Below are 11,020 nucleotides of genomic sequence, written 5' to 3' on the forward strand. Positions count from 1 at the left end.
CGCCCATGGTCAACCCACTCCGCCCCGCCTAACCTCCGATTAGCGGCAAGGGAGGTCGGAGAATGACACAGGCAACGCTGTGGCAGTTGGATGCGAATGAAATCGTCGCGCGGACACGCACCGGGGAATTGAGCGCCGAAGAAGCTGTCGGCGCCGCAATCGACCGGATGGAGGCGGTTAACCCCAGCCTGAACGCGGTGGTGCAAAGCTGCACCGAACAGGCGATGGACCGCGCCCGCGCGCTGGACAAGGCTCGTGCCGAGGGTGCGGCGCCCGGACCCCTGTTCGGCGTGCCGGTCACCATCAAGGTCAATGTGGACCAGACCGGATATGCCACCACCAACGGCGTGACCGCGCTGAAAGACATGATTGCGCCCGATGACGCGCCAGTTGTTCGCAACCTGCAAGCGGCGGGCGCGGTGGTGATCGGGCGCACCAATACGCCTGAGTTCTCGTTCCGTGCCGATACAGACAATCCGCTGCACGGACGCACCTACAATCCGTGGGGAAGGCATATCTCGCCCGGTGGTTCATCGGGCGGCGCTGGTGCCGCCGTGATGGCCGGCATTGGCGCGCTGGCCCATGGCAACGACATCGGTGGCTCGCTGCGCTTTCCCGCCGCGGCCAACGGTGCCGTGACGGTGAAACCCGGGCTTGGCCGGGTCCCCGCCTGGAACCCCAGCCAGAAGGCCGAGCGTGGCATGCTGGCGCAATCCATGTCGGTGCAGGGGTTGATCACCCGCTCGGCCGCCGACCTGCACCTGGCCATGCCCAGCCTGATCGCATCCGATCCGCGCGATCCGTTCCATGTGCCCCTTCCCTGGCGGGGCACCCCGGTCGATGGGCCAATCCGGGTGGCCTTTACCAAGGCAACCTATGGCTATGACCTGCATCCCGAGGTCGAGGCGGCGTTGGACGCTGCTCGTGACGCGCTGTGCGATGCCGGTTATCTGGTCGAAGAGGTCGAGACCCCCGACGCCTTCGAGGCAGGGCGCGCCGGATACCGTGCCCTGATGGGCGAGGTCTGGGCGCTGATGAAGGCGGATGTGGAGGCCTATGGATCGCAAACCGTGCGGGATATCTTCGAGGTCTATTTTCAGGAGTTCCCGCCCTTTCACGGCACCGAACTGTTGCAGGTGATGGCCAAGCGCAGCCACTATGCGCGTGAATGGTCGCTGTTTCTGGAACGCTACCCGCTGGTGCTTGGCCCGTTCCTGCCGCAACCCTTCTTTGGCCCCGACCGCGACACCGAGGGCGCCGAGGGCGTGCACGAGGTCCTGGGCGCCGCGGTCTGGTCTTATGCGATGAACTTCATGGGCCTACCCGCTGCCTGCGTGCCGACACGGCTGGCCAATCTGCCAAAGGGATCGCAACCGATCAACGTTCAGATCACCGCGCGGCGCTGGCGCGAGGATATGGCGGTGGATGCAGCCGCCGCAATCGAGGCCCGCATTGGTCGCATGTGCACGCAGCTTTGGTCGCAGATGGCCTAGGCGTCAGCCTGCCCTGTTTCGAGGCTGACGCGGTTCATTTCCGCCAGGAAATGCTTCGTTAGCCTTGTGAGTATCGCTCGAAGATCGCCCCACGCGATCACGCAGCCCCGACGCAACCGCCGGGCAGGTTCAATGCAAGTCATACTTCGACATTCAAACTGGACCAATCGCGCGGAGTTGAGCGAAATCGGACCCTCAACAATACGCAGCAAACTTGTGCGGCGGACCGAACTCGCGAAGGCCTAAAGGATGCCGTTTGGGTGGCTGCCGAAAACGGTAGACGGCTCATGTTTGGCAAAACCAAGACTTAAGGGCCCTACCCGGTTTCCCAACCGGTTTTCTTTCGAAACCGGCGCAAAAAAAGAAATTAACGAATTGGGCAATTTGTGTGTATCTTTGGAGGATGGGGAACAGGAATCTGTTAAATGAAACGTGTCTTATTTACTGTATTGGTATTTTCTTCGGTCTTTGGCGAAAGCATTTCTCCGGCCAGAGCACATGAACTGAAAACATCCGTTCAAACTGCTCTTTCTTCGAATCCCAGGATAAAGGCTCATGATGCCGCGGTTCGGACCGCTGCGTTTGAATTGCTTGAGATGCGTGGAACTTACCTGCCAACGGTTTCGCTTTTTGGCACCATTGGACCTGAGTATGTGGACGACCCTAACGGGCTATCCGCCATCGACAATGCGCGCACAAAAACCGCAAGAGAAATTGGTGTTGTAGCGAGCTTGCCGCTTTTTGACGGTTACAAGAGGGCAAACACTATTTTCACCCGGGCCGCCCAGCTGGACCGGAGCATGTTCGAATATCTCGACGCTTCGGAAACGATGGCGCTTTTGGTTGTGCAGGCCCATATGGATGTTGTGCGGAACCAAAACATCCTTGCGACAGCCAATGACCATCTGGCGCGCCACCTTGATATTGCACGACGTGTCGGGGAGCAGGTTGCTGGTGGAAAGCTGCCTCTTAGTGACCAGTTGCAGGTGGAGAGCAGGGTCGAGACTGTGCGTATCACCATCAGCGAGATTTCCAACGAACTGGAAATGTCCCGCTCTCGCTACAGAGAATTGGTCGGCACGCCGAACGTACCTGGCTTGAATGCTCCGGGTCTTCCGAAACTGCCGTCAAGCCTCAACGACCTGATCGCCTCCAGCATTCAGAACAACTTCAGGGTCAAGCAAGCTCAAGCGAATGTTGACGTCAGAAAGTTTGAAAAGCTGACCAACGAAGCGGAGTACTTACCGCAAGTAAACCTGAGAGCCGGTGCCTCTGTCGGGGCGGACCTCGACGGGGCGAGCGGTAACGAAAACCGCTCTTTCATCAGTGTCGACCTCAACTGGAAACTGTTCAATGGCGGACGCAGCGAACGCCGGGCTGCGTTGCTGGAACGTCAAAACGAAGCGTTGTACTTGAGGATGGCCACATTGCGCGAAGTGCAGCAAATCGCCGAAAACGCATGGTCGAGCTTTCAGTCGAGCCAACGGATAGCAACAATTGCCGCCAAGCAGGTGACACTCAATCACGATTTGGTCGACCAATACACACTGGAATTCCAGTTGGACACGCGCAGCCTGCTTGATCTGCTTATCGGCGAAACCGAGTTGTTCAGGTCTCGCATCGAGTTGATTGATGCAAGGGCCGGAGCCACGTTTAATGCTTATCGCATGCTTGCCGCGCAAAGTAGGCTTGCCCAGTATTTTGGCATCGACAGTACGGGAGAGGCGCTGCTGCTGGCAGTACAAGCGAACGAGTTGCAGAAGCCTCTTGACGTCGTTGATCGGGCGGTTCCGATCGTGAAAAGATGAATGAAGGAACAAGTAAGGATAAAGGACTTGACGTCGAGGACGTAGTAAGCCCGTCCCTTGTTCATGTCGGTGAACGGCCAGGCTTGCGATTGGTGCAATGGTTTGCCGACTACTACATGCGACCGTTCACTCAGACGGCTGTCTTGTCGCGACTTCCGGCGGGCGCGAATCTCGACAATTCTGAAGATCTGGAATTGGCTCTGGCAACCCTTGGGTTCAGAACGCGATTGCATCGCACTAAACTACGCCATCTCGATCCTGTCGTGCTACCGTGTATCGCATTCGACAGCCGCAACAAACCATTGATAATAAATGCAATAGATACCAAGAACCGGACCGCCACCACCCGGGAACCTGGCTCTGAAACAGATGAAATCCAGACGCTGCGACTCGTAGAGGGACGCGTGAAGCCCGATCTTCTGCTGGTTACCCCGATGGAAGATGAAAATGCCAGACCCCGTGTAGCATACGACGACAGCGTCGACGCACCCGGTTCGTCTTGGTTCTGGAGACCGGTGCGCCAGAACTGGCGTGGCTGGCTCCATGTCATGATCGCCACTCTGCTGATAAACCTGATGGGGCTGGCGCTGCCGCTGTTTGTCATGAATGTCTATGACCGGGTGATTCCGACATTTTCGACAGTTACCCTTTGGACATTGGCCACGGGAGTATGCATCGCGATCGGCCTTGATCTGTTGCTGCGCCAAATCAGGAGCAGCCTGCTAGAGCAGATCAGCCGACGCGTCGACCTGAAAATCGCGTCGGACCTGTTTCGCCAGGTCATGAATATCCGGCTAACGGCGAGAGAAGTAGGCGCGGCCGGACTTGCGTCCCTGGTGCGGGAGTACGAATCTATCAGAGAGCTGTTTGCATCCGCGTCCTTTATCGCCGCGGTCGATTTCTTGTTCGTCGGCGTTTTTATCGGGGCGCTCTTCCTGATCGTGGGACCGCTGGCCTATGTACCACTCCTGGCGATTTTCGTCACCTTAGCAGCCGCTGTTTTGGCGCAAATCCCGTTGGCACGAGCGGCCAAATCATCCATCGAGGTGGAATCCCGTCGAATGGGTCTGCTTTCCGAAGCGTTGTCCGGCGTGACGACAATCAAGACGCTGAACGCGGAACACATCATGCAGCGGTATTGGGAGGAAGCGGTTGCCGCTTCTACTCGTTTGAGAAGCTATTCGCGCATTTGGGCCAACTTCACCCAGAGCATGACAATTGCCACACAACAATTGACCAGCGTAGGGATCATCCTATGGGGTGTCTACCTAGTGGTTGAGGGTGACGTGACCATCGGTGGGCTGATTGCAGCCAACATCCTGTCGTCGCGAGCGTTGGCGCCTCTTGCGACTATCGCGCAGACCATCTTCAGGGCACAGTACGCGCGCAAATCGCTACACGCCCTAAATAACCTCATGGCCGCTCCTGTCGAGCGGACGGCGGTGGTGCGTTCAAACTTGCGTGTCCGAAAGGGAGCGATTGCCCTCAGGGACATTACATTCAGCTATCCGGGCAGCAGCGTGACCGCTCTGGATCGGATCAACCTCGTCATTTCCCCTGGCGAGCGGGTCGCGGTTTTGGGGCGGGTCGGTTCGGGCAAGTCGACTTTGGGCATGATGCTGGCTGGTCTGATCGCGCCAAACAGTGGAACATTGCTGATCGACAACCACAATTTGAGCCAGTTCGACCCGACAGAGCTTCGTGAAGGGATAGGGTATCTCCCGCAAACCTGTGAATTCTTTACAGGAACACTCCGCGATAACCTGCTGACCGGGCGACCAAACAGCACTCAGTCTGAAATCGAACGGGCGCTCTTCCTTTCCGGGCTTGACGAGTTCGTTTCAGCGACCCCGGAGGGGTTGGAACTTTTCATCGGGGACCGGGGCATGAGGCTGTCAGGTGGCCAGATGCAGGCCCTTACGCTGGCGCGTCTATTGTTGCGCGAGCCAAAGCTTCTGTTCCTCGATGAACCAACAAACGCAATGGATCAGGAGATGGAAACGCGGGTTTGCCGCCGGCTTGGCGAGGACCTGGATCGAGAGACTGGGTTAATCCTGTGCACGCACCGGCAGCCGGTTGCGGCAGTCGCAAACCGATTTGTTGTTCTGGACAAGGGTAAAGTCGTACTTGATGGTCCCCGCGAGCAGGTGCTGGCATCATTGCGCAGCGGCACGACGTCCGAACAACGGGCAGGTGCGTAGTGTTCGGCCAGCGTATCGAAGCGACCTATTCAAACAGACCCACTTCGATGGGGCGAAAGGCCGGTAGCGCCTTATCACGGCGGCTATTGCTTTTGATTGCTGCCGCAGTCGGTGCATTCTTTTTTTGGGCCAACTCAAGTGAAATCGAGGAATACACCCGCAGCGATGGTCAGGTGATCCCGTCAAGCAAGGTTCAGATCGTTCAGAGCCTTGAAGGCGGGATCGTGCAAAGCATCGACGTATCCGAAGGAGATCTGGTCCAACAGGGTGATGTTCTCATGCAGATTGATGACACCCGTTTTTCTTCGGAAATGGGTGAACTGAATCAGCGCCTCAGCGCCCTGATAGCAGAACGGATACGCCTCGTCGCCGAATCGAACATGTCTGAGGAGGTCTCCTTTCCGAATGACCTGGTGAGCACAAATCCCCGTGCCACCGGTGCGGAACACGAACTGTTTTACACCCGTCGTCATCAGCTGGCACGCGAGCTCGACGTTTTGAATGATCGCTTAGTTCAGCGGCAAAGCGAATTTGCCGAGTTGGAAGCACAGCAACTGAAACGCAGCAAGATGGTCGAACCCCTGCGGGAAGAGGTAGAGTTGGCCACCAACATGACGCAAACAGGGGTTTTCCCAAAGATCGAACTTTTGCGTTTAAACTCCCAATTGGCGGCGCTGGAGGGCGACTTGGCGGTCGGCGAAGCGACAAAGGCCCGGCTCCAGTCCGCGATTACCCAGGCCAGATCCGAAATCGAAGTTGCGCGTTCGGGATACCTGTTGACCGCTCGCCAGCGATTAGCCCAATTACAGGTAGAGCTTTCCGTAGTGGAGGAGACCCTGCGTGCCGCCAGTGACAGGGTCGCCCGAACAATGATACGCGCACCACTGCGCGGCACTGTAAACGCACTTGCTATCAATACTCCCGGCGCGGTGGTGGCGCCCGGCCAACCCCTTGCCGAAATTGTCCCGACCGACGATGGCCTGATAATCGAAGCCTACCTGCGCCCAACCGATGTCGCGTTTGTGAAACCAAAAGCTGAAGTCTCAATCAAGATCACGGCTTACGACTACTTGATCTACGGATCCTTAAAAGGCCGTGTCGAGCGGATAGGAGCAGACACCGTTACCGCCGAAGACGGTACGGAGTTTTTCAAAGTGGTCGTGGAAACGGACCAAAACTTTTTGGGCCCCGAAAGCGATCCACTGCCGATTTCTCCGGGAATGGTTGCCAAAGTCGACATTCTTACAGGCAAGAGAACCGTGATGGACTATCTGCTCAAGCCGATACGGCGAGCTCAATATGAGGCGATGCGAGAGCGCTGAGGTTACTTTTCCGATGCATCGAAGATCCCATCCCAATCAGGGTCCTCCGGCAACTCGCTCTGCCGTGCTATGCGTCCACTGAATAGAGCACAATAGTCGTGCAGGTCGAGGTCAAGACGGGCAGCTTGGCGCTCCATCGCCGCGATGAGTTCCAGAGCTTTCTGCCACTGCCCCGTACGATAGGCAGTCAGCATCTCGGCGCTGGTGGCGGATAACGTTTTGAACTCATCGCTGCCTGCCAGCCGTTCACCGCCCATCAAACCAAATATCCGTTCAGGTTCATGCTTGCCTTTGACCCGGATAAGGTCCAGTTCCAGCAACGCAAACTCGCCATCGACGATCTGGGCTGTTCTCTCGCCGATGATAATCGACATTCCGTAATGCTTTGTTTGTCCTTCAAGGCGTGACGCCACGTTCACCGTATCGCCCAACGCGGTATAGTCGAAACGGCTGTTGCTGCCCATGTTGCCGACAAAACAGGGACCGGAGTTTACCGCCACTCCCATATGGATTGGGTGGACCGGTTCTTTTCCAACTTGGTTTGCCATCCTGTTGCGGTTGAACTCTTCAACCGCACGGACCATTTCCAGAGCGGCACGACAACTGGCACGTGGATGATCTTTGGTCTCTAGCGGAGCGTTCCAGAATGCCATCACCGCATCACCCATGAACTTGTCGATTGTGCCCCCGGATTTCAGGATAGGTTCGGACATCACAGTGAGCATCTCGTTCATCAGCTTGGTAAGTCCTTGGGGATCGTCACGGAACTCTTCCGAGATCGTCGTGAACCCACGCACGTCGCTGAACAGAACAGAAAGATCGCGGCGCTCACCTCCCAACTTGAGCGCGTCCATGCTGTCGGCAAGCTGCGCCACCAGAGCGGGCGTTACGTACTGGCCAAAGGCGTTCCGGATACGGTTCCTGCGGCGTTCCTCGCGCAAATAGTTGGTGCTCGACATTAACATGACGGTCAACATTGTCGCGACAATCGGGAATGTGGGATCAACCAACTGACTCTGCCACAAAAACATCAGATAGGAGTAAATGCCATAAGCAGACACAAGCACCAACGTACTTATGATCAAGACACCGGCGTGCAGCATAGGCGCGAGCGCAATGACAAGAATTGTCATGGCCGCCGCAGTTAGCAGCTCTTTTCCATCGGCGATATTCTCGCGCTTCAACAGCGTACCAGCTAAAACGTTTTCCAGCAATTGAGCATGTATTTCGACCCCGGCCATCGGCACGCCCAAAGGCGTCGCACGGAAGTCCTCCAAACCAATGGCTGAAGTACCCACGAGCACCAGATGTCCCGCCAAACGATTTTGCGGCACCTTGCCTTGAAGCAGGTCAGCGGCAGAGACAAACCGATTGGAGCTTGAGGCTGAAAAACGTGTCCAGACGGTACCGTCGCCTTGGGTCTTGATCACCTGCCCTGCAACTACGACGCCATCTATTCCCGCATCGTTGGTCCGCACGGCAAAGGCGTCGCCTCCTGTGGCGATACGCAAAAGTTCCAAGGAAAGACTGAGCCGCAACGCGCCTTCGACCATCATCACGATTGGAACGCGTCGGTAAATACCGTCCGCATCGGGTAAAACGGTAAACACCCCGCGCCCGGGCGCAGCCTCATTCAGGATCGGCAAGTTCTGAACCAGCTCTGGAAATTTCAACATGTAAGGTCTCGGATCCGGACCGATAATTGCATGCGGGACCTTTTGAATCTCCCGCTCTACCCCGGACGCTTGCAAGCCGCTGCGCACACTCGTTTCACCCAATACAACGCGATTACGAGAAAAGGACTGTGCGAGAACCGTGTCGTTACTCGGAAGTTGCATCAACTGGGAACGAATTTCACTGGAAATCCCAGGGTTGTCGGCCGCAATCGCATTTGGCGACAGCCGGTCCGGTTCCGAGAACACTATGTCGTAGGCCATCGCGGCAGCGCCCTCTTGAAACACTCGATCCGTCAGTTCAGCGATCGTCGTTCTTGGCCAAGGCCATTGGCCAACTTCACTCAGGCTACGGTCATCGATATCCAGAATAGCAACTGGAAACGGTGCAATTTCGCGGGGATTTAGACGCTGGAACTGGTCAAACGCCTGCAGGCGCAAACGTTCGACGAAAATCGGGTCGACAATTCGCAAGGTCAAAAGAGCAAACACGAGCAGGAAGCCCGAAAGGCGGCTCCAACTGAGTTTTCTCGCTTTCCATAAAGCCACGAACTTGGTCTTCCAATTTGATCTGCCCTGCGAACAACAACGACTCGCTGATCTAGGACGAGTGGAAACAGTTGCTTATCTTAGCCACATTTTTTTACACTTGAGGAAGTTTCAAAAATTTCCCGGCAGAGCGCCTCGATTTCGCCCTATTTTTGAATCTCTTAGGTCGAATCGCCTAGGTGTGTTAACCTTTTGTTCATATTTTCCTTTGTAACGGAGCTTGAGCATGGTTCGAGCGACCGCTGAACTTGACTTTGATCCTCAGCATTCCTTCGGGCAAATTTTGCATACCGAAGACGGCCCGATATTCTTGCCCTCTGATTTGAAGCTCTTTACAGCCGAGTTTGTGAAGGTCGGTTCGGACCTGAATATTGTCGACACAGAAGGGCAATCCCTTAGAATAATTAACTATTTTTCTGAACTTGATCCGCGCGATCTGGTGTCTTCCGACGGTGGCGTGCTGCACGGTGACACAGTTCGTCTGTTATCCGGTGCCGGGCTCGACTCTCTCTTCGCCCAGGTCGGTGCGGCGCAAGCTTCCATCCCAATTGGTCAGGTTGAACTGTTGTCCGGCGGCGCACATGTGCAGCGTCTCGATGGATCGATTGATGATCTGAATATCGGCACCAAGATCTATGCCAACGATGTTTTGCTGACCGACAGCGATGGGCGCGTGTCTGTCACATTCGCAGATGGCACAATATTTTCACTGTCCGAGTCATCTCGCATGGTGATTGACGAACTCGTCTACTCGCCCGAAGGAACCGACAATAGCAGCAAGTTCAACCTGATAAACGGAGGCTTTGTTTTCATCGCCGGGCAAGTGGCCAAGACGGGTGACATGGACGTCACCACTCCAGCGGCTACGATGGGCATTCGCGGCACCAACGTCTCGGCCCTGCTGTCCAAGGTCGAAGAAGTAACGCGCCTCACGGTCGCGTTGAACTATGACCCGGATGGGCATCTGGGAACAATTGACGTCTATGATTTAGAAAACACGCTAATCACCACCATCACCGCGACAGATACCGCTTGGCTGATCTCTGCGGTCGAGGGCATTGCGATTGAGTTGCCCCGTGCCGTAGGTGATGAAGCCGAAGATGCCGACCTGATAGCCGATGCTCTTGCGGCCTTTGCCTCAGCGCAGCAACGCCTTCTCCTTGGCGAGAACTACGTCGAAATCGGGTCGCATAATTTCCATGGAACACCATCCAGGCCCCAACTGGATGATTTGAAATCACCTGCTGAACCGGACGAAGTTCCGGAGAATGAAGATTTACAGTTTGATGAAGAATCTCAGTTCAATGAAGGCAGGGTCAGCCCAAACATAGACAATGTTCGTGATCCCTTTGACACACCGGATCCTCAAGACTTGGTCATAACAGGAAACGAGGATGCCGGGGGCAATTCACCGATCGAAGGACGAATCGCCTTTGAGGTCGGATCGGTTCGCCCAGAGTCGTTCTCGGTTCAGGATTCGCCTAATAATGGTTCAGTCCGGCTTTCAACAGATGGATCTTTCACCTACACCCCAGAGCCGAACTTCTTTGGCACCGACAGCTTTACCTACAGTGTGACGTCGAGCAACGGAGAAGTCCTCTCTGGCACAGTCACGATCAATGTCCTTGCTGTGAACGATTTACCTGATGCTGTTCCAGACCGGTTCACTCTGAACGAAGATGGCACGATCTCGGGCTCTGTTCTGAACAACGACAGCGATATTGACGGAGATGAACTTTTTGTCACTATTGCGACCTCACCCGAGCATGGGATGCTCAACATCTCTCCGGACGGGGCCTTTTCCTATACGCCTAACCCGGATTTTTCTGGCACGGACACGTTTGTCTACACTGTCTCCGACGGCCAAGGCGGATTTTCGTCCGGGGTTGTTACATTAACCGTCACCCCGGTCAACGACGCCCCCTTCGCCGGAGATGACAGCCGCACCACCGCCGAGGACACCCCCCTCACCTT

Annotated in this window: 6 protein-coding genes; 5 read left to right on the top strand and 1 reads right to left on the bottom strand. The window is 56.0% G+C overall.

Annotated features, from left to right (window positions below):
- Positions 1–62 precede the first annotated feature (62 nt).
- The 4 genes from OEZ49_RS15135 to OEZ49_RS15150 all read left to right on the top strand — a co-directional run bounded on the left by OEZ49_RS15135 (position 63) and on the right by OEZ49_RS15150 (position 6,824).
- A complete protein-coding gene (locus OEZ49_RS15135) occupies positions 63–1,493 on the top strand; it encodes an amidase family protein (protein ID WP_263389100.1) in 1,431 nt (476 codons plus the stop codon).
- Positions 1,494–1,918: 425 nt separating this feature from the next.
- Positions 1,919–3,301: a TolC family protein gene (locus OEZ49_RS15140; RefSeq protein ID WP_263389101.1), complete on the top strand. Its 1,383-nt coding sequence runs from the start codon at positions 1,919–1,921 to the stop codon at positions 3,299–3,301.
- The gene (locus OEZ49_RS15145; protein WP_263389102.1) at positions 3,298–5,502 is read left to right on the top strand and encodes a type I secretion system permease/ATPase; all 2,205 of its coding nucleotides are present in this window, start codon (positions 3,298–3,300) and stop codon (positions 5,500–5,502) included. The genes OEZ49_RS15140 and OEZ49_RS15145 overlap by 4 nt, the downstream gene beginning before the upstream one ends.
- Positions 5,502–6,824 carry an HlyD family type I secretion periplasmic adaptor subunit gene (locus OEZ49_RS15150; RefSeq protein ID WP_263389103.1) on the top strand — a complete coding sequence of 441 codons (1,323 nt, stop codon included), beginning with the start codon at positions 5,502–5,504 and terminating at the stop codon, positions 6,822–6,824. Before OEZ49_RS15145 ends, OEZ49_RS15150 begins: the two co-directional genes overlap by 1 nt.
- A gap of 2 nt (positions 6,825–6,826) precedes the next feature.
- On the opposite strand, the gene OEZ49_RS15155 is transcribed toward OEZ49_RS15150, so the two are convergent.
- Positions 6,827–9,046 (bottom strand): CHASE2 domain-containing protein, encoded by a 2,220-nt coding sequence (locus OEZ49_RS15155; RefSeq protein ID WP_263389104.1) that lies wholly within the window; start codon positions 9,044–9,046, stop codon positions 6,827–6,829.
- 226 nt (positions 9,047–9,272) lie between these two features.
- Between OEZ49_RS15155 and OEZ49_RS15160 the strand changes: the two genes are divergently transcribed.
- Positions 9,273–11,020: tandem-95 repeat protein (locus OEZ49_RS15160; RefSeq protein ID WP_263389105.1), on the top strand; the 1,748-nt coding region annotated here is incomplete at its 3' end.

Origin of the sequence: Ruegeria marisflavi, assembly GCF_025673445.1 — a bacterium.
GTDB classification, from domain to species: Bacteria; Pseudomonadota; Alphaproteobacteria; order Rhodobacterales; family Rhodobacteraceae; genus Ruegeria_B; species Ruegeria_B marisflavi.